Raw genomic sequence first — 25,085 nt, 5'->3', positions numbered from 1 at the left:
TTGCCCTTGCCGCCGGCATTGTCCTTGCCCTTGCCGCCGGCATTGTCCTTGCCCTTGCCGCCGGCATTGTCCTTGCCCTTGCCGCCGGCATTGTCCTTGCCCTTGCCGCCGGCATTGTCCTTGCCCTTGCCGCCGGCATTGTCCTTGCCCTTGCCGCCGGCATTGTCCTTGCCTTTGCCGCCGGCGTTGTCCTTGCCGTTGCCGCCAGCATTGCTCTTGCCATCTGCCTTCGCGTTGCCCTTGCCATCGCGCTCAGCCTTGCTGTTGACCGGGCCGCTGCTGGAGCTATCTCCTGATGAGTTGCTTGACGAAGCTGCTCCACCTGCATTGCCCGTAGCTGCCGAGTTTTGTCCGCCTGCGCTCGGCCCCGCACCGATGGGATTGGCCTTGCCGACTGCGGGGACCGATGCCGGTGTCGGCTCGACAGAGAAGACGGCCGGGGGTTCAGCAACTCCTGCAACCGACATGTTCTGGGCTTGGTCAACAGTGACCTGCTGTCCCGGCCCGACATTTGCACTTTGTCCGCTGGTGAAGGAGGAAACCTGCACCAGTCCCTCTTGCACGGAAACAGAGGCGTCCTCGTCCGTCACCGTGACGGTGAAGCTGGTTCCCTTCACCACCGCCGCCAGGAAGGGCGTGTGGACATATGTGTGCGGTCGGCTGCGCTTCTCGATGTCGAGCGCGATCTGCCCCGTCTGCTGCACGACCTCAGTCTTGCGCGAGAACAGCCCTTGTGTCGTGATCACTGCCCCAAGGGTGTTTGGGCTCAGAGACAGACTTTCCGGACCCCTCGTGAGGGTCACGCGCCCTCGTGGGCCTGTGGCTACCCACGCATTGCTGGGAATGGTGATCCCGACCTTGACGTCGTCCCACGTCTTCTTATCGGTCGTATAGCTGACCTGTTTGGTGGTTCGGGAAACCACCCACTCCTGCGCAAAGGCAAGCGAAGCACTCAGCGTGGCAAGGAGAAATACGGACAGCCGTAACAGGCAAAGGATAGGCGACATGGGACCCCCTAAATACAGAAGATCCTAATCTACAAGCTGCGCTTTAAGAAAATCCCTATGCACTCGCTAAGAGTTTAATCGTTCTGCACTGAGCCGGAACATCATCGGCGTCTCTGCCCGGAGCAACAGTCGGCGGAAGCCTATTCCGGTGCTCCCGCTCCACCGCTTCTGCCCGACCCGCAACTCCTTGGCAGACAAGCGACGCTCCAGTATCTTCATCCCGGCCAGTATACATCCGACCTGTAATCGAGGGGGATACCGTCCAGCGCTCCCAGCCTTTCGGCCACGAATTCGATCTGCATCGCCAGATAGCGGATTTCGCGGGGTATTGCGATGCCGGCGACCATCTGCCGGTTGCGCCAATGGTCGTAGTTCAGTCTTTTCAGGCGCCGATCCGCCTCCAGACGCACATCGCGCGCCTGTGGCGCTCGCAGTTCCAGCGCCGCCATCTGCGTGCTCGGCACTTCCCGGGTGGTCTCGCGTCCACCTTCGATTACTCTCAGATTCATGTCTCACCTCGTCACCCACCATCGGAAGGTCGACGATTCGAGCCGCGCGCGGCAAGACCCACTTATCGCGGATGATTCTTAGCTGCAGCATTCCGCTCACTATGCCGCGAAACACAATCCTGATATCCATCCGCGCTCTTGAGCATAGGAGAGTTGGTTCGTGCCGGAAGCATTCGAATTCAATGACAGCAGCACGACACTGAGTGAGACGTTGCGAGCCCTGATCGGGCGAATTGACGGCAAGACGGTTAGCCTGCGCGAAATGATGGCGCAGGTGGGGGAGCATGGCCTGCTTCTGATGTGCGCGCTTGCCTCCCTGCCCTTCCTCATCCCCGTTTCCATCCCGGGCGTCAGCACCGTCTTCGGCTTCGCCATCATCCTGATCAGCCTGTCGATTACCTTCAACCGCCTGCCCTGGCTGCCGAAGCGCATCCTCGACCGGCGGCTCGACACGACGAAGCTGGTGCCGGCTCTGGAGAAAGGCGCCAGCCTCGTCTCGCGTCTAGATGCTTACATCAAGCCTCGCATGGCCAGCTTTGTCGCAGGCAGAGTGATGAACCGGCTGAATGGGCTTGCCATCGCCTTCGGGGGCGTGCTCCTGATGTTTCCGCTCGGCTTCGTGCCGCTGTCGAACACGCTTCCGGGCATCGCCATCCTGCTGCTGGCGACCGGGATGATCCAGCGCGACGGGCTGATCGTGGCAGCAGGTTACGCCTTCCTCGTTTTTACGGCCATCTATTTCGTCGCGCTCGGCTTCCTTGCCTTTAGCGCTGGTCAGGGGCTCGCAGAAATTCTCCGGTAGCCGGCATCAGCGGTTGTCTTCACGCGCCTGGCGGCGGCGCTGCCACCAGACGACGGTCTTCCTGCGCCGGCGACGGACAAAATGCAGGTCGTGGGACAGCACGAGGATGCCGAGCGGCAGCATCCAGAAGCCGAGAACCGGCAGAAAGCCCAACGTGCCACAGGTGATAAGCGTAGCGCCGATGACGATCCGCCCTGCGCGCGAGCGCGGCATGGGGATCTGCCAGGAGCCGAGCGCCAGTCTGCCGCTTTCCGGATCCATGCCGAAGCGCACCGTTTTCCGTTCTCTGTCCAATGCCCGAGGCTCCGCAGACTGTGCCATGACGGCTCCAGATGGGTCAGGAATTGTGGCAAAACAAGCAAGCCGCATTTTTTTCGAAAAAGTCCTTGGCAAACGGGCAAAGCATTTGTATTACCCCGCTCACCGCCGCCACAGAGCGGCTTGTTCCCTGGTAGCTCAGCGGTAGAGCATTCGACTGTTAATCGACAGGTCGCCGGTTCGAATCCGGCCCGGGGAGCCATCTGTTTCCAAACCTTTCTGGTTCGTTTTCGGGCGCGTCTGCGTATCGACGGCATCGTTTTCCGCTGCTTCTGCAGCGCATGGGTCGGCCTGAGGGCCGAGTCTCTGGCGTGAAACGCCGTCCCGGCCCCTCACGAACGTCTTACATCGAGCGTCAACCGGTCATTTGTGCCGGAACGTTGGCTGCCACCAACCGTTCTTTGGAGAATTAAAGGAGGATGCGCCGATGCCGGACGATTTGAGAGACATTGCCAACGACGTATCGAACGCGACCGAAAGTCCCACCGAGTTCGGACACTCGGTCGAAAGCAAAGCCCAGATTCTGGACGCCGCCAAAACCGCACATGCCACGGAGCCAGGCGAGGCGCTGAACGTATACCGGCTGGTTCCCGTGGCTCCGCCAAACGATGCGAGATGGCATAACGTGCCTGAGGTTCGCGAGCTGCTGGTGGCGGCCCGCACGCCCGGCGACGCGCGCATCGTCGCTGCGGGCGCCGAACTCGATTTCATGGAGGTTGACGCGCTTCCGGGCGAGGACGTGACCACCAGACACGGCAGCATCTATCGGGACGAGAAGGCCTTTACGGTCATTGAAGTCGAACGCAATCGCCATGATCTTCTTCGAGGTCCCCTCGACCATCCACCGCGGCTCGATACGATCTCTCCCGTCACGCCTTGACGTCAACCATGCTACCTTTCACCAGGGAGCGACCTTGCCGTGAACTCTGGCGACCGAGACGCGACAGGGTGCAACCGGAGGCGCTATATGCGAGCAACGAACATCAGGATCCCAGCTCTGCTAATGGTTGCAGTCACGCTGGGCAGTTGCACGACCACGGGACCTAATCCGGACCCGGTGCCAGGGAGCCTCATCTACGGCGGCCAGCCTTCTGAACAGTTGACCAAGGCGCCTGTCGGCAGCACCTTGACCCATCGCTTTTATGATGACTTTGCGCAGGAGTGGGAAGAACTCTACCGGATTCGGCCCGACCGCTCCCTCACGCTCGTGCGCCGGACACGGATCAACTATCCTCAGGATTGAACACAGCAGAGGGCAGGTCCTAGTGGGTCATTCATCGCTGTCGAGAGAAGGCCGCGCGTGCGGGAATTCTATGTAAGGGAACCGGACGTGGAACCTATTCCTCCCGCCGGCGTCGCTCAATCGGCTACAACATTGGGAGCACCTCAGATGCAGACTTTCCAGCGCTACTCGCCTGAAGCAACCCGACCCGGGGCACTCATCGTGCGACTGTATCATTCCGGAGGAGAGATTCGGGGTTATATTCGTCAGGTCGCAGAACCCGGCACGGATGATACGATCTTCCCGGGGAGGAGATGGAGCCGGAGACGGCCTTCCGGATGGCGGAGAACAAGAACCGGGAGACGGGCCAGCCGGTCTTTGTGGAACTGAGCGAAGGCGTGACCTGGGACCGAGCCTGGGGTGACTTGGCCTGAACGGCCGTACCCTCTGGATTTGACGGCACGACCAGCATCGGCAAAAATTTCTCGCTTTCCTTCCGGCGGCAGAAACCGGTTGCTTGTGTGAGCGGCCTTGTCGGTCGAGAAGTGCGGCTTACATCAGGCCAAACAGAAGGCTCTTCACATGACTCTCCATCACTCCGTCCTTGATGCCATCGGCAACACCCCCCTCATCCGCTTGAAGGGCGCCTCCAATGAGACGGGCTGCGAGATTCTGGGCAAGGCGGAGTTCCTCAATCCAGGGCAATCGGTGAAAGATCGCGCGGCCCTTTTCATCATCCGTGACGCTGAGCGAAAGGGGCTGCTGAGGCCGGGGGGCGTGATCGTCGAGGGCACAGCGGGCAACACCGGTATCGGCCTGACTCTGGTTGCCCAGACGCTCGGCTATCGAACCGTTATCGTGATCCCCGAGACGCAGAGCCAGGAAAAGAAGGACGCGCTGCGGCTGTTGGGTGCGGAACTGGTCGAGGTGCCGGCAGTGCCCTACAAGAACCCGAACAACTACGTGAAAGTCTCCGGCCGCCTCGCCGAGGAACTGGCGAAGACGGAGCCGGCCGGCGCCATCTGGGCGAACCAGTTTGACAACGTCGCCAACCGCGACGCCCACGTCGAAACCACGGCCGTCGAGATCTTGGAGCAAACGGACGGAAAGGTGGACGGCTTCATCTGCGCCGTCGGCTCCGGGGGAACGCTTGCCGGCGTTGCCAAGGGCCTGCGGGAAAGGAAGCCGGGCGTGAAGATCGGCCTTGCGGATCCCGAAGGCGCGGCTCTCCACGCGTACTACACGCAGGGCGAGCTCAAGTCCGAAGGTTCGTCGATCACGGAAGGCATCGGCCAAGGCCGGATAACGGCCAATCTGGAGGGCTTCACCCCGGACTTCTCTTATCGGATTCCCGATTCCGAAGCCTTGCCGGTCATCTTCGATATCGTGGAGAACGAGGGCCTGTGCCTGGGCGGCTCATCCGGCATCAATATCGCCGGCGCTATTCGCCTGGCCCGTGACCTCGGCCCAGGGCACACCATCGTCACCATCCTGTGCGACTACGGCAACCGCTACCAGTCCAAGCTGTTCAATCCGCAGTTCCTGCGCTCGAAGGACCTTCCGGTCCCGCAGTGGCTGACGACGGAATCAAACATCGCCATTCCCTTCGAGGCTGCCTGACCGATGCCCGTTGACGCGCTTTTCCGCGATGACTTCTACCTGAACACGCTCAAAGCTACCGTTACTGCCGTTCATGACGATGGCAGTATTGAGTTCGACCGGACGTGCTTCTATGCAACATCGGGTGGTCAACCTGGCGATACGGGATATCTGGAGCGCGCCGATGGCAGCAGGATCCGGCTTGGCCAGACCAGAAACGGCGGCAGCAAAGACATCATCCTTCATATGCCTCTGGACGGCGAGCCAAGGCCCTCCGTGGGCGAAACGCTCCGCCTGCAGATCGACTGGGAGCGGCGCCACCGCTTGATGCGCATGCACACCGCCTGCCATCTTCTCTCTGTGGTCTGCACCTATCCGATCACGGGTGCGGCGGTCGGCGAAGATGAGTCCCGCGTCGACTTCGACATGAGCGATACCATCGACAAAGATGACGTCACCACCCGCCTCATGGAATTGATAAAAGCAGATCATCCCGTCTACGTCCAATGGATCACGGATGATGAACTCGCTGCCAATCCGGGGATTGTGAAATCAAAGAACGTCCGCCCGCCAATGGGTCTCGGCCGCGTCAGCCTCGTTTGCATCGGCGATAACACCAGCGTTGACAGCCAGCCCTGTGGCGGCACACATGTACGACGCACCAGCGAGATCGGCGCCATCCACATTGCCAAGATCGAAAAGAAGGGTAAGGAAAACAAGCGCTTTCGCATCCGCTTCGGCGAAGCTCCGTCCGACGCCTGAGCGTTAACACGAAGAGGTAGCCTATGAACCAGTCCAGCCGTTTCGTCGTCTCGTCAGAATGGCTTGATCGGGAGCTCGGCGCACCGGATCTTCGCATCGTTGATGCGTCCTTCTACCTTCCCGCGCAGCAACGCAATGCGGAAGCGGAATATGCCGCAGGACATATCCCCGGTGCCGTCCGCTTCAACCATGACGCCGTTGCCGATCATTCGAGCGACCTTCCCCACATGGTCCCCTCGCCAGAGGTCTTTGCGGAGGCCGTTGGTCGTATGGGGATCAGCGAGAGCGACCGGATCGTGATCTACGACGGCCCCGGTATCTTTTCAGCACCGCGCGGTTGGTGGCTGTTTCGCATTATGGGCGCACAGAATGTCTTCATTCTCGATGGCGGGCTCGACGGGTGGAAGGCTGAAGGGCGGCCGCTCGAAACGGATGTTCCTGCCCCTGCACCCGCTCTCTTCAATCCGACGTTCCAACCGGAGAAGGTGATCGACCTCGACACCATGAAAGCAATCGTGGATGCTCGGTCGATCCAGGTTGCCGATGCTCGCAGTGCAGCCCGCTTCACGGCGGCAGAGCCGGAGCCGCGGCAGGGCCTTCGGGCGGGCCATATGCCCGGGGCGAAGAACCTCCCCTCCTCTCTCTTCTCCACGAATGGAAAGCTCAAACCCATGCCGGAGCTGCGCCGTATTCTCGAAGACGCTGGGCTGGACCTTAGCCGTCCTGTCGTCACCAGCTGCGGTTCGGGCATAACGGCGGCGATCATCACGCTCGCACTTGAGTCCGTTGGACATGAAGACAATGCCCTCTACGACGGCTCCTGGACCGAGTGGGGCGGCCGTAGCGACACGCCCGTTGTGAGCGCATCGGACGAGTGACCATGCCGAAGAAGTCGCAGCCACTGACGGCACATGTCACACGCCTTGAGATGACGGGGCCGCCTCGAGTGTCGCTGCCGGTCCCGGTCAATCTGCAGACGGCGGTGATCAGGGCACCCGCAATCCCGTTGCACTTTTACCGCTACCTCTACCGGCGGGTAGGCAAGCGTTGGCACTGGTACAACCGGCTGAGGCTGAGCGACGAACAGCTGTCGGCGATCATCCATCATCCGCGGGTTTCGGTGACGGTGCTTTACGTGAACGGTGCTCCGGCGGGCTTCTTCGAACTTTCCAAGGAAGCCGAGGACTGGACAGAGCTCTCCTACTTTGGGCTGTTCGACCACGCCATTGGTTTGGGTATCGGCAAGTGGTTTCTGCAGCAGGCGCTTTATGCTGCCTGGCAGGACATGCCTGCGAAGGTTACCGTCACGACGAACACGCTGGACCATCCGCGCGCTCTCCAGCTCTATCAGATGATGGGTTTTTCACCGGTCGCCACAAACGAGGCCATCGTCCAGCCGTTGACGGAGCGGGAATTGCTGCGGGCGCTTGACGGCTGACGCAGGAAACGGGTGGCGGGAGCCAGCAGACCACGCGATCATCGGCACAAACCGATGGAGCCTGCAAATGACGTCCCTGATCTTTTCCGCAATCGCATCCGAACATGCCGAAGCTCTGCAGTCCGGCTCGCCGGATGCCTATGGGCAAGAGCCTGAACGCCTGACATCATCGGGCGCCGGCATGCCCTGTCGCCACTGCCTGAACGTCATCACGGAGGGTGAAGAGCTTCTCGTTCTCGCCTACCGCCCCTTCCCCGAGTTGCAGCCCTATGCAGAAACCGGGCCGATCTTCCTGCATGCGCAAGCGTGCCGGCGTTATGACGCGTGCGATATCCTTCCTCCTATTCTTGAAACCAGTCCTGACTATATCCTGCGCGGCTATGGGCATGACGACCGCATCGTCTATGGAACGGGCGCAGTCACGGCGCAAAGGGATATTGCATCTCGGGCAAAGGAACTCCTGGCACGGCAAGACATCGCGTATATCCACGTCCGCTCCTCCCGCAACAATTGCTACCAGTGCCGTATCGACAGAGCCCCATCTGCATTTTCAAGCGAACGTACCGTGACCTGACGGACCGGGGCGAACGGGGCACCCCGGTTGCACGGTGTGCTGGCGGATGATCTGTGCCAGACAACAGCCGCCTAGGCGACGGCCAACAGCTTCTCCGGCGCGTGAACCTCGTATCCCAGTGCATCCGCGACGGCGGCATTTGCGATACGTCCTCTATGGACATTGAGTCCGTTGCGCAGGTGCTTGTCTTCGGCGATCGCTCGCAGACCCCGATCGGCGAGCGCCAGGCCGTAGTGCAGGGTTGCGTTGTTTAGAGCATGCGCGGAGGTCACCGGCACGGCGCCCGGCATGTTGGCGACGCAATAGTGCACGATGCCATCGACCTCGTAGGTCGGGTCGGAGTGGGTGGTAGCGTGCGAGGTCTCGAAACATCCACCCTGATCAATGGCAACATCGACCATCACCGCCCCTGCCTTCATTCCCGACAGCATCTCGCGGGTGACGAGCTTGGGCGCTGCCGCGCCCGGGATCAACACCGCGCCGATCACGAGATCGGCTGCGAATACCTCCTCTTCAAGGGCGTCGATCGTCGAGTAGCGGGTGTGGACGCGGCCGTTGAATATATCGTCGAGTTGGCGCAGGCGCGGCAGCGAGCGGTCGATGATCGTCACATCGGCCCCCAGTCCCACCGCCATCTTCGCCGCATGCAGCCCCACGACGCCGCCGCCGATCACCGCTACCTTCGCGGGCAGAACGCCCGGCACCCCACCGAGAAGGATGCCGCGACCACCATTTGCCTTCTGCAACGCCGTTGCCCCCGCCTGAATGGCAAGCCTGCCGGCCACTTCCGACATGGGTGCCAGGAGCGGCAGGCCGCCACGCTCGTCGGTCACCGTCTCGTACGCTACCGCCGTTACGCCTGATTCCAGCAGCCCTTTCGTTTGTTCCGGATCCGGCGCCAAATGAAGATACGTATAAAGGATCTGGCCTTCACGCAGTTGCGCCCATTCCTGGGGCTGGGGTTCTTTTACCTTCACCACCATGTCGGCCCTGTCGAAGACATCCTTGGCCGTGCCAAGGATGCGTGCGCCGGCAGCGCGGTAGGCGTCATCGTCGGCTCCGATGCCGGCACCGGCTTTCGCCTCGATCAAGACCTCATGGCCATGGGCGACATACTCGCGGACTGCACCAGGCGTCAGGCCGACACGATACTCATGATTCTTGATTTCCTTCGGGCATCCGACACGCATGCAGCGTTCCTCTCCTCTGATGGTTTTCACCGATAGTCCCAAGGGGGAAACCAGAGCAAAAAACGCGAGCAATGTCCTTGCAAAGGTGGATTGGCTTCGGCTCCCTTTTCGCGGATACTTGCAGTCTAGTCATTCCTATTGGGAGATTCTTGCAGGTGCAGCAGCCAGACGCGATCGATCTTGCGATGATGCGGATTCTCCAGCAGGAGGGGCGGATCTCCAATGCGGAGCTTGCCCAGCGGGTCGGGCTGTCGCAGTCGGCCTGTTCGCGCCGCCTGGCGGCACTAGAGGCCGACGCCATCATCAGCGGTTATCACGCGCGGCTTTCCAACAAGGCGCTCGACTACAAGATGATGGTCATCGTCCACATCTCGCTGTCGGGGCAGTTCGCGAAGACACTTACGGAGTTCGAGGCGGCAGTGAAACGTTGTCCCAACGTCCTCGTTTGTTACCTGATGTCGGGGGAATACGACTACATCTTGCGCGTCGCTGCAAAGGACCTGGAAGACTACGAACGGATCCACAGGGACTGGCTCTCCGCCCTCCCGCATGTCGTCAAGATCAACTCCAGCTTCGCTCTGCGCGAGATTATTGACCGCCCCAACGTGGGACTGTGATCCTGTCGATTCTCTCAAATCCCAGCATTCGCGCTAAGCGTGAGGTAACGGGCATCTGATAAATGCTGAGACAGAGGGGATGGAGATGCTCGGAATGGCAATCGGAAACGATCTCGCAATGACCGATCGGAATGCGGAGAGAACCAGGACCCGCATCTATGGCACGGTGAAATACTTCGCCCAATCCGCGAAGGGACGGGTCGTGGATCTTTCCGCGACGGGCATTGCCCTCGAGCTAGAGGAGGCATTGGCGGCAGCAGCCGGAAGCAGGGTGAAACTCGAGAGCGAAGAACTCGGCTTCATGGAAGGCACCGTCCGATGGTGCCGTGGCAACAGGATCGGGATTCAGTTGAACCTGAACAGCAATGCGCTCGCTCAGGTCTCGTCCTATTTCCGCTTCTTCCACAAAGACGTCGGCCCGGTTCTGACGCGGTAGGCACGTTCAGCGCTGGTCGGATTCGATGCTGAAGCTGTACGGTTGAACATCCTTTGCACCGAAGGATCGTGCGAGGTCGTTCCAGTAGCTTCTCCTGATCCCGACATCCAGCGTCACCGGCCCTTCGCTCGACATCCCGGACGCTTCCAACTGCCGCAGGTCCAGTTCGGCCGCGTTGGCATCCGATCCGTTGAATAATATCACCTGCGTCTCCTCGGGGACGGTGAGGGGTCCCGATTGCGCCGCCTGCGACAGTGGCTCTCTTGCAATCGGCTGTCGGCCCTCGCCGAGGAAAGTCACGGAGCAATCGCCGCAGCCTTGACCGGTGACCAAGTTATCGAGCTTCAGCTGCACGTCGGGAGACGCCGCAACCGATCGAGCGAAGGCCACTCCGACCAGACCTGCGCCAAGTGATCCGGTAATCTGGATCTGGTTCGGCTGATCGTTCGTGTTGTTGACGGCGCTCAGGATGAAAGCCGGCGCGCCAAGGCCGATCAGCAGCGCCTTCTGCGCACTTTGGCTTTCGTAGATGGCGGCAATCAACGCGCCGCAGAGAAAGTAGAAGGCGATCGGAACCGCGGCAACCAAGATAGCGATCAGCGGATTGGGCGCGCTTTCCAGCCATCGGGCGACCTCCCCGCTGTTCCACGCCTGAACCTTGTCTAGGAGGCTAGGTAGAACACCTCCCAATCCCCCGATGAGCACAATGCGCCACATATCAAACCCCCGGGTCCAGAACTCTGCCACAGCTTATCTTAAATTGTATCTTTTTCAACTACCCTTATAGGATGTGACGGAGGAGCGCCGTCATTTTGCCGATGTACTTCTGTGCGATTGCGCATAATCTTCGACAAGATCATCCTGGGGATTGACCATGCTGCACAATACTCTCCGTCCTCTCACGCGCCGCTCGTTGTTGACCGGCATCGCCGCCAGTTCGGCGCTGGTGGTCCTGCACCCCTTCGCCGCTCGCGCACAGGCAAACCAGGCCCACCTCAGGATCATGGAGACCACCGACATCCACGTCCATGTGATGCCGTACGACTATTACGGCGACAAGCCGAACGACACGATGGGCCTGGCCCGCACGGCATCGATCATCGACTCGATCAGGGCGGAGGCCGGTAATTCGATGCTGATCGATAACGGCGACTTCCTGCAGGGCAATCCCATGGGCGATTACATTGCCTATGAACGCGGCATGAAGGAGGGTGACCAGCATCCAGTCGTGAAGGCAATGAACGTGCTCGGCTATGATGCGGGGACGCTCGGCAACCACGAATTCAACTACGGCCTCGACTTCATGTTCAAGGTACTTGCCGGCGCTGGCTTCCCCTATGTTTGCGCGAATCTTACCAAGGGCATGCTGGCGTCCGATCCCAAACAGGATGAACTCTTCTTCAAGCCTTACGTGATCCTGGAAAAGCGGATCCGCGACGGCTCCGGGGCCGACAGCACGGTCAAGGTCGGCTTCATCGGCTTCGTGCCGCCGCAGATCCTGGTGTGGGACGCCAAGCACCTGGAGGGCAAGGCACAGACTCGCGACATCGTCGATGCTGCCAAGGCGTGGGTACCGGTGATGAAGGAGGAAGGGGCGGATATCGTCATCGCCCTTGCCCATTCCGGCATCGACGGCTCGGGAATGAGCGACCGCATGGAGAACGCCTCGCTCTACCTGGCGGGTGTGGAAGGCATCGACGCGGTCTTCACCGGGCACCAACATCTCGTTTTCCCCGGACCGAAGGATTTCGATGGCATTGCGGGTGCAGACGCCGCGAGGGGAACACTGATGGGCAAGCCAGCAGTGATGGCCGGCTTCTGGGGCTCGCACATGGGCCTCATCGATCTTCTTCTCGAAAAGGACGGCGGTAGCTGGAAGATCGTGGACTTCACGACAGAGGCACGGCCGATCTACCATCGCAACGAAGACCGCAAGGTCGTCGCGGACGTCCAGGACAAGCCGGAAGTGACGGCTGCGGTGAAGAATGAGCACGAAGCCACCCTCGCCTATGTCCGCCGGCCCGTCGGCAAGACTTCGGCGCCACTTTATTCCTATTTCGCGCTGGTGGCCGACGATCCGTCCGTCCAGATCGTCTCGAATGCGCAGACCTGGTACATCAAGGACATGCTCAAGGACGGCGAGCACAAGGATCTGCCGGTGCTCTCCGCAGCCGCGCCATTCAAGGCAGGCGGTCGCGGCGGCGCCGATTATTATACGGATGTCCCTGCGGGCGACATTGCCATCAAGAACGTCGCCGACCTCTACCTCTACCCCAATACGGTCCAGGCGGTGCTGATCACCGGCGAGCAGGTGAAGAACTGGCTGGAAATGTCCGCAGGCATGTTCAACCAGATCGAGCCTGGCGCCAAGGATGCTCCGCTCATCAATGCCGGCTTCCCGTCGTACAACTACGACGTCATCGACGGCGTTACCTATCTGATCGACCTCTCGCAGCCGGCCCGCTTTGGCAAGGATGGCGAACTCGTCAATCCGGATGCGCAACGCATCGTCGATCTGCAATTCGAAGGCAAGCCGATCGATCCCGCGCAGAAGTTTGTGGTGGCAACCAACAACTATCGCGCGGGTGGTGGCGGCAAGTTTCCCGAGATCGCCGGCGACAAGGTCATCTTCGTCGCTCCCGACACCAACCGGGACGTGGTCGTGCGCTACATCATGGAACAGGGCACCATCAATCCGTCGGCTGACGCCAACTGGTCGTTCAAGCCGATGGAAGGCACGACCGCCGTCTTCGAGACCGGGCCGAAGGGGCGCGACTATGCGGCCGACGTCAAAGGCGCGAAGATCGAGGATGCCGGCGACGGCGCCGAAGGCTTCGCCAAATTCCGGCTGATCCTCTAGCGCCGGCGGGAGAAATGCGTGGCTGCCCTCAAGCAGCCTCGCGCGCCGCCTCCTTCATCCGGCGGTTCAGCAAGGTGAGCTCCAGCGGCGCCTCCTTCTCATTTCGCCGGTAGTCGCTGCCATCCCTGTTTCGCCGCATGAGTCCCATGTCCACCAGGTCGCGGCGCAGGAGCGCGGCGTCTCCAAAGAGATGCAAGGCACCGAGAAGGAGGTTGATCTGCGGCTCCGAAAAAGTTTCGCCCGCCGGGATCCTACCCCACAGGTACCACAAGCAAAGCTCCTGCTGCGATCGCTTGCTCGGCCAGCGGATAATGCGTCCGCTGCGGTCGAAGACCCGAAGGGTCTTCTTCACCCGCTCCTCATCCGGCACCGGCAGTGTCTCCCCATCAAACTGCCAGTCCAGCAAGACCTCGGCTCTGCAGACCGTGGAGCGGAAGTGCTGGTAATTGCGGTAGCCCCCGGCGCGGCTCAACAGATTGAGCATCTCCACGTGGCTGGGCTTGTGATCGAGCCTGCCGAGTTGTTCGCGCAAGGATTTGGCGAAAGCGGAAATGTCGGCGACTTCCATCGGAAAGATGGTTCTGGTCATCTCTTATCCTCGATGTGCCGTTCCGGATAAGGTGGTCGATGGTCGCCGTCTTGTCGACTTCGGCACGAGATAAGTGCTGATGATCTCAAATCGCAGGTTTAGCTTCCCTTGAAGGGACGGCGACGCCTTGGTGAACTGCTGACCGTGACGCCGTTCTAGCTCTGTTGCGAAGGAGCGTCAATCGGCTGGACTACTCGGCCGCATCGATCCAAGACCTGTGCGCTTCGATCGTGACGGCAAACTCATCGGCACTGGGGCAGCTGGAAAGCCTCCTCCTGAAGGCCTCCACCAGCCATGATCCTGCCGGACCTGTCGGGCTGGACACCTTCCGCAACGCATAGAGCGGATATTCCCCCTGCTCATAAGCTTCAAGCCGCAGGGCCACGAGCCGCCCGCTCTGCAGGTCCTCGCGCACCAGGGGTGCAGGCAGCCCGCCCCAGCCGAGGCCGCCGCGGATCAACTGGTGCTTGGTAGCGATGTCGCTCACCCGCCAGGTCTTGAACGACAGGACATTGAAGTCCCGCCCCTTGGTCAAGCCAGAGGCATCCGTCACCACAAGTTGCGTTTCCTCGCGAACATCGGCCAGCGTCAACGGGCGTTCCAGCCGCGCGAGCGGATGATCGGCTGCAGCAACCGGAAGCATGAAGGAGTGGCCAATCTTCTCCGCGTGGATCGTGTCATCCGGCTTCGGCAGCGCCCCGCCAAGGCCGATGCCGGCCCGACCGGTCGACACCATGTCCATGACCATGCCCAGTTCCCCGACGTTCAGGCTCAAGGCGACCGTCGGGAAGCGTTTGCCAAACTCACGAAGCTCTTCGACCACGGCGTCCGCCGGCACCATGACGCTGATGGCAAGCGAAAGCTCCGGCTCAAGGCCCTGCTTCATGCTCTTGGCGCGCGAGCGCATCACTTGAAGATCCGCAACGATCCTGCGCGCGTCTGGAAGCATGGCACGGCCCGCCTCCGTCAGCCTCGGCTGGCGAAGACCTGCCCGTTCGAACAAGGGGACCTCCAACTGCGACTCCAGGTTTCCGATTGTGTAGCTGATCACCGATTGCGCCCGGCTGAGCCTGCGCGCGGCGGCCGAGAAGCTGCCTGTCTCTGCCACGGCGAGGAAGACCTGCAACTGGTCGAGCGTCGGATTCGCGTCCATTGGATCCATCCATATCTTCGATAGCTCTCTTCGAGATTATCACGCTTAACTCGATAGGTGTCCAGAGTTATCTCTTGCTCGCGAGCGCGGCCTACCTCCCCGCGACGACCTCCCAAGTCAGCCAAACAAGTCAGGAAGATCACCATGTCATCCATCCTCCTCGTCACCTCCAGTCCCCGCGCCGAATCCGTCTCAACCAAGGTTGCGCTCGATCTCGTCGAGAAGCTGAAGTCAAAGCAGGCAGACGCCACCGTGGTCCATCGCGACCTGGGAGAGACGCCGATCGCCCACCTCGACACCGTCACGACATCCGCCATCCGCAAACAGGCGGCCGATCGCACTCCTGAAGAGGCTGCCGCGGCTGCAGCTTCGGATGAACTCGTAGCCGAGCTTCTTGCCGCCGATACCATCGTGCTGGCGACCGGTCTCATCAACTTCAACATCTACTCGACGCTCAAGTCGTGGATCGACAATGTTGCCCGCGCCGGCGTGACGTTCCGCTATACCGCCGAAGGTCCCGAAGGACTTGCCACCGGCAAGAAGGTTTACATCGTCCTTTCAGCCGCCGGCATCTATTCCGAAGGTCCGGCCATGGGCATGAACCATGCCGTCCCGTACCTGAAGACGATCCTATCGTTCATGGGCATGACGGACGTGGAGGTGGTTTACGTCGAAGGAACAGCCTTTGGGCCGGAGGCCTTTGACAAAGCTCTGGCGGACGCCGACGCGCGTATCGTGGAGCTGGCAGCTGCGGCCTAGAGATCCGGATCGGGTCTCGCGCGCGGAAATCCAGGTTCCGGTTGCGCTCCGTGGTTAGGCAGAGCGCGACTTTTCTCCATCGGAGAAGAGCGATGCTCCGCTCTGGTCGATGATCTGCCTCGCCTTGCGGAAGGTGCACTCGATTGCCTCGTCGCTCGATGTGAAGACGTCGGCACGGATGAAGTGGCGCACCAGCACTTCACCATCCACCTCCTTTTCGATGCGACCAGCCAGCCGCAACTGGCTTCCTTCGCGGATCGGATTTGCAAAGATCATGCAGTCGCCGTGCATCTGTGGCTCGGCATCAGGGCCCGCCGGAGCTTCCGGCGTTGAACCGCGTGAAAAGATCGAGAGGATGCTGGAAAGAAACGAAGCCATAGCCCTGCCTGACATGTTGATGGAAGCGGAACGGTTGGATCCGCCATCTAGCTCATCTGCGATTAGAGCCTGAGAAGGTCTAAATGATCAAGTTCGCCAGGATCTCGTTGTCGGTAATGTCCTGATAGCCGAGATCGGCGGCTTCGAATCTCCTGATCAGCTCCTTGAAGTTCGCCGGATCCTTGGTTTCGATACCGATCAGGATGGAGCCAAAATTTCGAGCTGACTTCTTCAGGTATTCGAACCGCGAGATGTCGTCTTCGGCGCCGAGGAGGTTTAGAAAATCGCGGAGGGCGCCAGGCCGTTGCGCGAGCCGGAGGATGAAGTATTTCTTCAGCCCGGAATAGCGCATCGCCCTTTCCTTCACATCCGGCAGACGCTCAAAGTCGAAGTTCCCTCCGGAAACGACCGCCACCACTGTCTTTCCTTGAAGCCGCTCCGTCCCAAGTATTTCGAGGGCGGTGATCGACAATGCGCCAGCCGGCTCCAGCACCAGGCCTTCGAGGTTGAGCATCTCGGCGATCGTCAAGCAGATCGCATTCTCAGGCGCAAGCAGCACCTGCTCCGGCGAGAATCGCTTCAGCGCCTCAAAGTTCAGGTCACCAACGCGGGCCACGGCCGCGCCATCGACGAAATTGTCCACCTTCGGCAACCGAACGGGAGTCCCCGCCTCCAGGCTGCGGCGCAGGCTGGGCGCTCCCTCCGGCTCGACCAGCACGAATGCCTCCGGAGGCAACTGTTCCTGCAGATAGCCGGTGACACCCGAAGCAAGACCACCGCCTCCGACCGGCAGTATCAGCAGGTCCGGGACGCTGCCTTTGGGTAACTGGGAGAAAATCTCCGCTGCCACCGTCGCCTGTCCCTCGATGATATGGGCATGGTCGAAGGGCGGCACCATGACGCTGCCGGTCTCCTCCACATAGGCATTGGCCGCCGCATAACACTGGTCGAAGATATCGCCGATCAGCCGGATGGTGATGAATTCGCCACCGAACATCCGGGTCTTGTCGATTTTCTGCTGCGGCGTGGTGACCGGCATGAACACGATGCCCGGCACTGCGAAGTGCCGGCAGACGAAGGCAAAACCTTGCGCATGGTTTCCGGCGGAAGCGCAGACGAAGGTGCGTCCCCGGCCCCCCGCGGCCATTGCCTTGCGGAAGAAATTGAACGCCCCCCGGATCTTGTAGGACCGCACCGGCGAAAGATCTTCGCGCTTCAGCCAGACCTGTGCATCGAAGCGGCGACTCAAGTGCTCGTTCAACTGCAACGGCGTTTCGGGAAATATCTCCCGCAACGCCCGGCGCGCATCGTCCACCGCAACTTTGTCCACGTTCGCTCCGTCCATTGAATTTCGCATGTCTTCTCGCTATGCCATAGCCACCGGAGGAGGGAAAACCCTCTTTCGCGCCACACGAGAAATCGGAACATCGATTTGAACGCCAGTGCTCTTCGGCCGGCCATGTATATCGCGGCCCTCTGCGGTCTCTATCTGGCCACCGCGATGTTCCTTCCGGCGATGGTGGACCTTTACTATGGGCACGAGGACTGGCAGGTCTTCGCCCTCTCGGCTTTCATGGTCGGCGGCATCTCGTTGATGACGGCACTTGCCACCCGCGGCCCCCCGCCCGTCTTTACGAAAAGGTTGGGCTTCCTGCTCGTCAACCTGTTGTGGGTCATCTTTTCTCTTGTCGGGGCCATCCCGCTCTTCCTGGCCGACCACGAGCTTACATTTGCGCAGTCACTGTTTGAGTCCATCTCCGCCATCACCACCACCGGGTCGACGGTCCTAGTCGGTCTGGACAACATGCCTCCCGGTATTCTCCTTTGGCGTTCGCTGTTGCAGTGGCTGGGCGGGATCGGCATCGTCGCCCTCGGCCTTTTCGTACTCCCTTTCCTGCGCGTCGGCGGGATGTCCTTCTTCAAGCTGGAATCGTCCGATACCAGCGACAAGCCCTTCGCCCGTCTGGCCAGCTTCACCCGGGCCTTCATGGGGATTTACGTCGGGATTACGCTCATCTGCGCCATCTGCTACGCTTGGGCGGGCATGTCGCGGTTCGACGCGCTCAACCACGCGATGACGACGGTCGCCACCGGGGGGTTCTCGACCCACGACGCCTCTTTCGGCTATTTCGATAGCATTCCGCTGTTGTGGATCTCGACGCTGTTCATGACGATCTGCAGCCTGCCGTTTTCGCTGCTGATCATCTTCGTTGTGCGACGCCGGCTCGATTCGCTTCGCGACCCGCAGATCGTCGTCTTCGTCGGCTATCTCTTCGTCTTTGCGGTGGTACTCGCCGTTTATCACCACCTACAGAACGACGTGGGTCTCGGCACGGCGCTCGCGCATTCGTTCCACAACATGTCGTCGATCCTGTCGACAACCGGCTATGCCAGCACCGACTACACCACCTGGGGGCCGTTCGCGGTGGCGCTTGCCTTCTTCGCTACTTTCATGGGCGGCTGCACCGGCTCGACCGCCGGCGGTATCAAGGCTTACCGTTTCGTCGTGCTGTTCAACATCGTCGGCACCGGCCTCAAGCGCCTGATCTATCCTAACGCGGTCTATTCCATCCGCTACGGCAACTCGGTGATAGAACCGGAAGCGCAGCGAGGCATCTTCCTGTTCGTGGCGCTCTACATCTTCCTCTGGGCGGTCGGCAGCCTGGCGATGACGCTGCTCGGCTACGACTTCCTCACCGCCGCCTCCTCCGTGATCACGGCGCTCTCCAACGTCGGTCCCGGCATTGGCGACATCGTCGGCCCAGCCGGTAATTTTTCAACGATCAGCGACTCGGCGCTCTATCTGCTCTCGGTGATGATGCTCGCCGGTCGTCTGGAAATCCTGACGGTGCTGGTGCTGCTCACCCCGCTCTTCTGGCGCCAATAGACATCAATCGTTCTTACCACCGCTGGCCGTTTGGGGTCAGTAGATACGGTGACCTGATTCTCCAATGGGCACTTCACTTCACGGGCGTGAGCGCTAATTTCGCTCGGCATCGGATCAGGGCTCATGGCAAGCAGCACGTTATTTCCATCATCAACAAGCCTGATGGCGCAGAAGATCAGGTCATTTCCTTGGGAAACCACGCCGTTGGGGGCCATAGAATCCTGGCCATCTGCTCTGAAGATTTCGGTAGACGCGATGGTGGCCTCCCGTTTTCCCCAGTGTCTTTTTTGGGGACCGGACCTGATCGCAATCTACAACGACGAATTTCTGCCGATCCTCGGTGCCAAGGCCGAAGCCTTGGGCCAGCCTCTTCGGGTCACCTGGAGCGAGACCTGGGATGCCCTGAAGCCCATCGCGGAGCAGGCGCTGGCAGGCGAAGCGGGCTATTTCGTGGACTTCCCGCTCCAGACCACCAGGCACGGCCACACAGAGACAGCATACTTCACCTTCTGCTACTGCCCAATCCGAGACGAGAACGGCATTGTCCTAGGAATGCTGGATACGGCCATCGAGACCACCGAGGCAGTTCATGGGCGCAGAACATTGCTCTCGGAGCGCGAGCATTACCGGCAAATGTTCGAGAACGCTCCCGGCTTCATGGTAATGCTGAGCGTTCCCGACTTCCGAATCGAGTACGCCAACCCGGCCTACATGCGCCTGGTCGGCAACCGCGACGTCATCGGCAAAACGGTGGAGGACGCGCTTCCGGAATCGATCGCGCAAGGTTACCTGGGCCTTCTGCAGGAGATTTCGGTATCGGGGAAGGCTTATGCGGCGATGGGTCGGCTCTTCTCGCTCCGGCGTCATCCCGAAGCCCCGGTCGAGGATCGGTACCTGGATTTCGTGTACCAACCGATCAGGGACGCGGGCGGGAAGATCAGCAATATTTTCGTTTCGGGCTCCGACGTCACCGAAAGGACGTTGAGTGAAACAGCCCTGCGGCAATCAGAAGCCCGGCTGAGGTTCCTCGACGACCTCGCGAGGGAAACTGGCAAAGCCGGCGACGCTGACACGCTGCTTGCTGTCACGACACGGATGGTGGGCGAGTACCTACAGTTGTCCAGTTGCGCCTATGCGGACATGGACGATGACGAAGACGGCTTTACCATTCGCGGAGATTGGGCAGCGGAAGGCTCCCCCTCAATTGTCGGCCACTACAGCCTTGCCGCCTTTGGCAAGCTCGCCGTCTCGAAACTCACCCGTGGGCTGCCTCTCATCATCAACGACAACGCTCGTGAACTCGCCCCGGAGGAAGCGAAGACGTTTCAGGACATCGGCATCGCCGCCACCATCTGCATGCCTCTCATCCGCGATGGCAAGCTCACGGCACTGATGGCCATCCACAGCAAGCTGCCGCATACCTGGTCGGCCGAAGAACTCGCCCTCATTCGCGAGGTCACGGAACGATCCTGGGCCCATATTCAGCGCGTCCGGGCGGAAGCGGAATTGCGCAGCACCGCGGCCGCCCTTGCCGAACTGAATGCATCGCTGGAAGCGCGCGTCGAAGAGCGCACCGCGGCTCTGCTTCAGGCTGAGGAGGCCCTTCTTCATTCACAAAAGATGGAAGCGGTCGGTCAACTCACAGGAGGGATCGCGCACGACTTCAACAACATCTTGGCCGGGATCGGCGGCAGCCTTGAGCTCATGAACACGCGCCTTGCCCAAGGTAGGATTGCCGAAGTGGATCGCTACCTGCACGGCGCACAGTCGGCTGTCAAACGAGCGGCAGGGTTGACGCAACGTCTTCTGGCTTTCTCCAGACGTCAGACTCTGGATCCAAAGCCGGCTGACCTCAATCGGCTTGTGGCTGGTATGCATGACCTGATCACCCGCAGCGTCGGGCCCGCTGTCGCCGTTGAAGCCGTCGCGGCAGGCGGTCTCTGGACGACCTTCGTCGACGTTGGGCAACTGGAGAACGCTTTGCTCAACCTTTGCATAAATGCACGCGACGCCATGCCGGACGGCGGCAAGGTCACCATCGAGACCGGCAACCGATTGCTGGACGATCGGGCCGCCCGCGAACGTGGCCTCCCGCCTGGGCAATATGTCTCCCTGTGTGTCAGCGACACGGGCACGGGTATGTCGAATGAAACCATCGCTCGCGCATTCGATCCATTTTTCACGACAAAGCCGATGGGCCAAGGCACTGGTCTGGGGCTCTCGATGGTTTACGGGTTCGCAGGTCAATCGGGCGGAGCGGTTCGCATCTATTCGGAACTCGGGCAGGGAACGATGGTCTGCCTTTACCTCCCGCGCCACAGCGCCGACACGCCCGCCGATGAAGAGATGGAGCGGGAGGCAGACGCGCCTCGGGCATCCGGTAGCCAAACCATTTTGGTGGTGGACGACGAGCCGCTTGTGAGAATGGTTGCGGTGGAGATCCTGGAAGAACTGGGCTACCACGTGCTTGAGGCGGACGACGGGCCTTCGGCATTGAGGATCCTTCAGGCGCACCGTGACATTTGCCTGCTGGTCACAGACGTTGGCCTCCCCAATGGCATGAACGGTCGCCAGGTGGCCGATGCCGCAAGAGTGGCAAAGCCGGACCTGAAGGTTCTGTTCATCACGGGCTATGCTGAGAACGCGGTCTTGAACCACGGTCATCTGGAGCGCGGCATGCAGGTGATGACGAAGCCGTTTTCCGGAGAAGCTCTCGCAAGGCGCGTGAAGGACATCATCAAGGGCGACGAAGCCTAGTGACGGCAGGCTTGGGTGCGCGACCATCGTCCAAGCGTTGTTCCGTCAGGCCGGCCAACCTGCAGTCACGCAAAGCCCGGCCGGCCTCTGCGGCCTGCCACAGCCATCCCCTGATCCAAACGATCAGCTTGCGAGCCCTGCAGCAGGACCTTTCAAATTAATTGGTTGAGAAGGCTCCGCCACTTTGGTAGCAGGGGGCATGCGGACGTGGTGAAACTGGTAGACACAAGGGACTTGAAGACAAGTTGAGTGCACCGGCGGAAACGCCGGCTGTAGAACTGCTCAAAGTCGGGGAAACCTGTAAGATGGCAATCCCGAGCCAAGCCTCGCAAGAGGAAGGTGTAGAGACTAGACGGGCAGCACCTAAAGCGAAAGCCAGGGTGAAGGTATAGTCCAGACCACGAACGCCGTAAGGCGGCGGTGAAAACCGTAGCTGGTAAGAAAATCCCTCGGCTTCGGCCATGCGGGTTCGAGCCCCGCCGTCCGCACCATCCCCATTTTGCATTCCTGCCGTGCTCTGCGCTTGGAGCCCCTTCCCTACCCTCGGGGTCTAACTCCGCGATGACGATTGGCGACACCGCTTCCAGGAAGGCGCGCGATTTGGATGTTGCTGACACTTCTGCTCCAGCATCGGGTGCCGGCGGATGGCCCGGCAAAGACAGACACCTTTCCCCACCTCGGTCAGCCTTCGTTGACGAAGAAGAAGCTTAGGCGCTATGTCTTGTGGAACATGGGGAAGCGCGACATGATTGGGGCTCATCTCGAACAACCGGTCGATACCATCGATCCGCAGCAACTGGCCATGCTGCAGAGAGTTTTTGACCACGTTTGCGCCAGGTCCGGGATTGCCAAGAACACACCACAGGCCGAGGGACTGGCGGCAACGCTGATGCATCTGTTTCAGCAAGGCACGACAGGCGAGGCCAGGCTCGCCGAGATGCTGTCGGAGATCGACTTCATCTAAACTCCTGCCTTCGACATTGGCGAGAATTTGCGTTCAACCAGATTAGTGCTTACACCAACAGCACTGAGTTGGAATTGCGCCACCCACAGACGGCTCGCTTGACGGGGGAGAACATGCTTCAGGTCACGCTCGATGGCTTGGCGACGAGTCGAGTCTTGCCCGCCTCATCACCAACAATTCTGTCGACGCCATCTTTCTTATCGATAGAGACGGCTGCACCCTGTTTGCCAACCCTGCGGCGGAAAGACTGTTCGGCTGGAGCCAAAACGAGCTTCTCGGACGAAAGCTGCATGACGTCATCCACCATCATCACCCGGACGGAACGCCGTTTCCGATGTCCGAATGTGCCCTTGGCGAGGTCTTCGCCACAGGACGCAGTCTCAAGGCGCATGAAGACGTTTTCTTTCATCGCGACGGCCGGCAGATCCCGGTGTCCTGCTCCAATGCCGCTATCACGCGCAACGGCGAGGTCATTGCCGGTGTTCTCGTGGTCAGGACGTCACCGAGCGCAAGCTTCTCGAAGAGCGGCGAGAGCTGATGCGCGGAGAGCTGGCGCACCGAATCAAGAACCTCATTTCCGTCATTCAGGCTCTCGCCCTGCAGTCGCTGAAGGGGGAGGATCTGGCTGCTGCTCGCGACACGTTTCTAGGCCGGCTCAAGGCCGTCGCCCATGCCCAACTGCTGCTCGGCGATGATCAGGCGACGGCGGTGACCATCGACGACCTCGCCTTCAGCACATTAGCACCATTTCAGTCGGAACAGCAGCCCGCCCTGATCAGCGGGCCACCTGTCCTGTTGCCGCCGAAACAGGCTTTGACGCTGACGATGGCGATTCACGAATTGGCGACGGCTTGAAGTGCCATCTGACAGGACGCGTTCCCGAAACCAACGTCTCCTGATCCAGAAGCGAAATTCTCCTCTACCACCGACAACAGCAACAAGCTTCGGGCAATCTTGTTGCCGTCATTTGCAGCATCAATTTTCGGAGAATCCTTAATGACACGGACTGCTGCGGCTTTTGCGCATGATGCCATCCCCGTCTTCGCCGACGACATCCAGAGAACGGCTTGGGCGATTGCTGCGCGGCATCTGACGGCAGGCCAGAAGGATGTGACCCGGATGATTGCCGATGGGATTCGTCAAGAGCGCAGCCGCTGCGTCGATCTCGTTGGAGCTGCGCTCGGGCCGGACGCCGAAATCGCCGTTTTTGTCGGCAATCCTTCTCACGATTGGTAGTCTGGATCGCCCGACGGGTCCGGTCCAGCGCTTGCGCACCTCTTCTCGCTGCCTATCGTTCAACCTGCGAGACGGATAGATAGCGAGAACATACGAAAATGTTCCAACCGTACCGGAAGGGCCTCATCTGCACTCGCGGGTGTGCGCCCCACCGTGCATGATCACTTTGCCCGATCGAGAAAGCCGGGCTTTTTCCCCTTTTGCCCTGTCTCTTGGCAGGGCATTTTTTTATCCGGCCTTTGTCAGCCAGTCGCGGCGCAACCGGAAGCTACGGCGATACGCCCGCCCCTCGGCGGCGGATCCGGGCATACGTGCAAGGAATGAACCCAACAAAAAACGCGCACGACCACGAAGACATGGAGTCGGGGGGACTCCATGTCTTCGTGGCAACGAACGAACGGGCTCAGCCCGCGAGCTTGGCCGCAAGTCTGGCAACGTAGTTGCCCTGGTAGCGTGCGCCCTCCAGTTCGACGGCTGAAGGCTGGCGGGAGCCGTCTCCGTCGGTAATCGTGCTGGCGCCATAGGGCGATCCACCCTTGACCTCGTCCACTCCGGTCTGGCCCTGGAAGGCATAGGGAAGGCCCGCGACGACCATGCCCTGGTGCAGGAAGGTCGGGATGAAGCTCAGGATGGTGGATTCCTGTCCGCCATGCTGGGTAGCGGTGGAGGTGAAGACCGACCCAAGCTTGCCGACGAGCTTGCCTTCGGCCCAGAGGCCGCCGGTCTGATCCCAGAAGCTGCGCATCTGCGACGCAACGGTGCCGAAGCGGGTGCCAGCGCCCACAATGATGGCGTCGTAGTCGGCAAGCTCCGAGGGGCTCGCAATCGGCGCTTCCTGGTCAAGCTTGTAGTGGGAGGCCTTGGCCACTTCTTCGGGAACGAGCTCGGGAACCCGCTTGATGGTGACGTCTGCACCGGCGGTACTGGCGCCTTCGGCAACGGCCTTTGCCATTGTTTCGATGTGGCCGTAGGCCGAATAATAAAGGACCAGAACCTTCGCCATGCTGTCGTCTCCGCTTTCGTTGAAG

At 60.6% G+C, this 25,085-nt stretch carries 29 protein-coding genes and 1 tRNA gene; 19 read left to right on the top strand and 11 right to left on the bottom strand.

Annotated features, from left to right (window positions below; translation table 11 throughout):
• Both LXM96_RS15015 and LXM96_RS15010 read right to left on the bottom strand, forming a co-directional pair.
• Positions 1-1,007 (bottom strand): FecR family protein (locus LXM96_RS15015; RefSeq protein ID WP_239999356.1); only part of this gene is annotated, 1,007 nt, incomplete at its 3' end.
• Between the two features lie 215 nt (positions 1,008-1,222).
• A complete protein-coding gene (locus LXM96_RS15010; protein WP_239999355.1) occupies positions 1,223-1,516 on the bottom strand; it encodes a hypothetical protein in 294 nt (97 codons plus the stop codon).
• A 160-nt stretch (positions 1,517-1,676) separates the two neighbouring features.
• On the opposite strand from LXM96_RS15010, the gene LXM96_RS15005 reads away from it, so the two are divergent.
• Entirely contained in the window at positions 1,677-2,318 is a 642-nt protein-coding gene (locus LXM96_RS15005; protein ID WP_239999354.1) for an exopolysaccharide biosynthesis protein, read from the top strand.
• A gap of 6 nt (positions 2,319-2,324) precedes the next feature.
• Here LXM96_RS15005 and LXM96_RS15000 read toward each other — a convergent pair whose 3' ends face one another.
• Positions 2,325-2,639 carry a hypothetical protein gene (locus tag LXM96_RS15000; RefSeq protein WP_239999353.1) on the bottom strand — a complete coding sequence of 105 codons (315 nt, stop codon included), beginning with the start codon at positions 2,637-2,639 and terminating at the stop codon, positions 2,325-2,327.
• 124 nt (positions 2,640-2,763) lie between these two features.
• On the opposite strand from LXM96_RS15000, the gene LXM96_RS14995 reads away from it, so the two are divergent.
• From LXM96_RS14995 to LXM96_RS14955, 8 genes are all read left to right on the top strand, one after another.
• Positions 2,764-2,838, top strand: a tRNA-Asn gene (locus LXM96_RS14995).
• 225 nt (positions 2,839-3,063) lie between these two features.
• Complete coding sequence (locus LXM96_RS14990; protein WP_239999352.1) at positions 3,064-3,516, top strand: hypothetical protein; 453 nt, start codon at positions 3,064-3,066, stop codon at positions 3,514-3,516.
• 87 nt (positions 3,517-3,603) lie between these two features.
• A complete protein-coding gene (locus LXM96_RS14985; RefSeq protein WP_239999351.1) occupies positions 3,604-3,879 on the top strand; it encodes a hypothetical protein in 276 nt (91 codons plus the stop codon).
• A 561-nt stretch (positions 3,880-4,440) separates the two neighbouring features.
• Complete coding sequence (locus LXM96_RS14975; RefSeq protein WP_239999350.1) at positions 4,441-5,478, top strand: cysteine synthase A; 1,038 nt, start codon at positions 4,441-4,443, stop codon at positions 5,476-5,478.
• A gap of 3 nt (positions 5,479-5,481) precedes the next feature.
• Positions 5,482-6,219 (top strand): alanyl-tRNA editing protein, encoded by a 738-nt coding sequence (locus LXM96_RS14970; RefSeq protein ID WP_239999349.1) that lies wholly within the window; start codon positions 5,482-5,484, stop codon positions 6,217-6,219.
• A gap of 23 nt (positions 6,220-6,242) precedes the next feature.
• Complete coding sequence (sseA, locus tag LXM96_RS14965) at positions 6,243-7,097, top strand: 3-mercaptopyruvate sulfurtransferase (RefSeq protein ID WP_239999348.1); 855 nt, start codon at positions 6,243-6,245, stop codon at positions 7,095-7,097.
• Between the two features lie 2 nt (positions 7,098-7,099).
• A complete protein-coding gene (locus LXM96_RS14960) occupies positions 7,100-7,657 on the top strand; it encodes a GNAT family N-acetyltransferase (protein ID WP_239999347.1) in 558 nt (185 codons plus the stop codon).
• A gap of 67 nt (positions 7,658-7,724) precedes the next feature.
• Entirely contained in the window at positions 7,725-8,231 is a 507-nt protein-coding gene (locus LXM96_RS14955; RefSeq protein ID WP_239999346.1) for a DUF1203 domain-containing protein, read from the top strand.
• 71 nt (positions 8,232-8,302) lie between these two features.
• Here the strand turns inward: LXM96_RS14955 and ald are convergent, their stop codons facing one another.
• On the bottom strand, positions 8,303-9,421 hold the full coding sequence (ald, locus tag LXM96_RS14950) for an alanine dehydrogenase (protein ID WP_239999345.1): 1,119 nt from the start codon (positions 9,419-9,421) through the stop codon (positions 8,303-8,305).
• Positions 9,422-9,576: 155 nt separating this feature from the next.
• Here ald and LXM96_RS14945 point away from each other — a divergent pair, with 155 nt between their 5' ends.
• Positions 9,577-10,038: an Lrp/AsnC family transcriptional regulator gene (locus tag LXM96_RS14945; RefSeq protein WP_239999344.1), complete on the top strand. Its 462-nt coding sequence runs from the start codon at positions 9,577-9,579 to the stop codon at positions 10,036-10,038.
• A gap of 94 nt (positions 10,039-10,132) precedes the next feature.
• Positions 10,133-10,474 carry a PilZ domain-containing protein gene (locus LXM96_RS14940; protein WP_239999343.1) on the top strand — a complete coding sequence of 114 codons (342 nt, stop codon included), beginning with the start codon at positions 10,133-10,135 and terminating at the stop codon, positions 10,472-10,474.
• Positions 10,475-10,480: 6 nt separating this feature from the next.
• On the opposite strand, the gene LXM96_RS14935 is transcribed toward LXM96_RS14940, so the two are convergent.
• On the bottom strand, positions 10,481-11,191 hold the full coding sequence (locus LXM96_RS14935) for a hypothetical protein (protein ID WP_239999342.1): 711 nt from the start codon (positions 11,189-11,191) through the stop codon (positions 10,481-10,483).
• 157 nt (positions 11,192-11,348) lie between these two features.
• Here LXM96_RS14935 and LXM96_RS14930 point away from each other — a divergent pair, with 157 nt between their 5' ends.
• On the top strand, positions 11,349-13,334 hold the full coding sequence (locus LXM96_RS14930) for a bifunctional 2',3'-cyclic-nucleotide 2'-phosphodiesterase/3'-nucleotidase (protein ID WP_394801965.1): 1,986 nt from the start codon (positions 11,349-11,351) through the stop codon (positions 13,332-13,334).
• A 28-nt stretch (positions 13,335-13,362) separates the two neighbouring features.
• Here LXM96_RS14930 and LXM96_RS14925 read toward each other — a convergent pair whose 3' ends face one another.
• Positions 13,363-13,923, bottom strand: a complete 561-nt coding sequence (locus LXM96_RS14925) for a DUF2087 domain-containing protein (protein WP_239999340.1) — start codon at positions 13,921-13,923, stop codon at positions 13,363-13,365.
• 190 nt (positions 13,924-14,113) lie between these two features.
• A complete protein-coding gene (locus tag LXM96_RS14920) occupies positions 14,114-15,076 on the bottom strand; it encodes a LysR family transcriptional regulator (RefSeq protein WP_239999339.1) in 963 nt (320 codons plus the stop codon).
• Positions 15,077-15,220: 144 nt separating this feature from the next.
• Here LXM96_RS14920 and LXM96_RS14915 point away from each other — a divergent pair, with 144 nt between their 5' ends.
• On the top strand, positions 15,221-15,835 hold the full coding sequence (locus LXM96_RS14915; protein ID WP_239999338.1) for an FMN-dependent NADH-azoreductase: 615 nt from the start codon (positions 15,221-15,223) through the stop codon (positions 15,833-15,835).
• Positions 15,836-15,889: 54 nt separating this feature from the next.
• On the opposite strand, the gene LXM96_RS14910 is transcribed toward LXM96_RS14915, so the two are convergent.
• Both LXM96_RS14910 and ilvA read right to left on the bottom strand, forming a co-directional pair.
• Complete coding sequence (locus LXM96_RS14910) at positions 15,890-16,213, bottom strand: HlyU family transcriptional regulator (RefSeq protein ID WP_239999337.1); 324 nt, start codon at positions 16,211-16,213, stop codon at positions 15,890-15,892.
• A gap of 79 nt (positions 16,214-16,292) precedes the next feature.
• Positions 16,293-17,558, bottom strand: a complete 1,266-nt coding sequence (ilvA, locus tag LXM96_RS14905) for a threonine ammonia-lyase (protein ID WP_239999369.1) — start codon at positions 17,556-17,558, stop codon at positions 16,293-16,295.
• 87 nt (positions 17,559-17,645) lie between these two features.
• Between ilvA and LXM96_RS14900 the strand changes: the two genes are divergently transcribed.
• The 3 genes from LXM96_RS14900 to LXM96_RS14890 all read left to right on the top strand — a co-directional run bounded on the left by LXM96_RS14900 (position 17,646) and on the right by LXM96_RS14890 (position 22,821).
• Positions 17,646-19,100 (top strand): TrkH family potassium uptake protein, encoded by a 1,455-nt coding sequence (locus tag LXM96_RS14900; RefSeq protein ID WP_239999336.1) that lies wholly within the window; start codon positions 17,646-17,648, stop codon positions 19,098-19,100.
• A 162-nt stretch (positions 19,101-19,262) separates the two neighbouring features.
• On the top strand, positions 19,263-21,857 hold the full coding sequence (locus tag LXM96_RS14895; RefSeq protein ID WP_239999335.1) for a response regulator: 2,595 nt from the start codon (positions 19,263-19,265) through the stop codon (positions 21,855-21,857).
• Between the two features lie 604 nt (positions 21,858-22,461).
• Positions 22,462-22,821 carry a hypothetical protein gene (locus LXM96_RS14890; RefSeq protein ID WP_239999334.1) on the top strand — a complete coding sequence of 120 codons (360 nt, stop codon included), beginning with the start codon at positions 22,462-22,464 and terminating at the stop codon, positions 22,819-22,821.
• A 118-nt stretch (positions 22,822-22,939) separates the two neighbouring features.
• Here the strand turns inward: LXM96_RS14890 and LXM96_RS21855 are convergent, their stop codons facing one another.
• Positions 22,940-23,113: a hypothetical protein gene (locus LXM96_RS21855; RefSeq protein ID WP_262913684.1), complete on the bottom strand. Its 174-nt coding sequence runs from the start codon at positions 23,111-23,113 to the stop codon at positions 22,940-22,942.
• Here LXM96_RS21855 and LXM96_RS14885 point away from each other — a divergent pair.
• The 3 genes from LXM96_RS14885 (at position 23,042) to LXM96_RS14875 (ending at position 24,057) form a co-directional block, all read left to right on the top strand.
• Complete coding sequence (locus LXM96_RS14885) at positions 23,042-23,359, top strand: PAS domain S-box protein (RefSeq protein ID WP_394801970.1); 318 nt, start codon at positions 23,042-23,044, stop codon at positions 23,357-23,359. The two genes, LXM96_RS21855 and LXM96_RS14885, sit on opposite strands and share 72 nt — an antisense overlap.
• Positions 23,359-23,676: a sensor histidine kinase gene (locus LXM96_RS14880; protein WP_239999333.1), complete on the top strand. Its 318-nt coding sequence runs from the start codon at positions 23,359-23,361 to the stop codon at positions 23,674-23,676. Before LXM96_RS14885 ends, LXM96_RS14880 begins: the two co-directional genes overlap by 1 nt.
• Positions 23,677-23,817: 141 nt before the next feature.
• Positions 23,818-24,057 carry a hypothetical protein gene (locus LXM96_RS14875; RefSeq protein WP_239999332.1) on the top strand — a complete coding sequence of 80 codons (240 nt, stop codon included), beginning with the start codon at positions 23,818-23,820 and terminating at the stop codon, positions 24,055-24,057.
• 403 nt (positions 24,058-24,460) lie between these two features.
• On the opposite strand, the gene wrbA is transcribed toward LXM96_RS14875, so the two are convergent.
• Complete coding sequence (wrbA, locus tag LXM96_RS14870; RefSeq protein ID WP_239999331.1) at positions 24,461-25,060, bottom strand: NAD(P)H:quinone oxidoreductase type IV; 600 nt, start codon at positions 25,058-25,060, stop codon at positions 24,461-24,463.
• Positions 25,061-25,085 lie beyond the last annotated feature (25 nt).

The sequence above is a fragment of the Rhizobium halophilum genome, assembly GCF_021648825.1.
Lineage (GTDB): Bacteria > Pseudomonadota > Alphaproteobacteria > Rhizobiales > Rhizobiaceae > Neorhizobium > Neorhizobium halophilum.
This window is presented reverse-complemented; position numbering and strand designations above follow the sequence as displayed.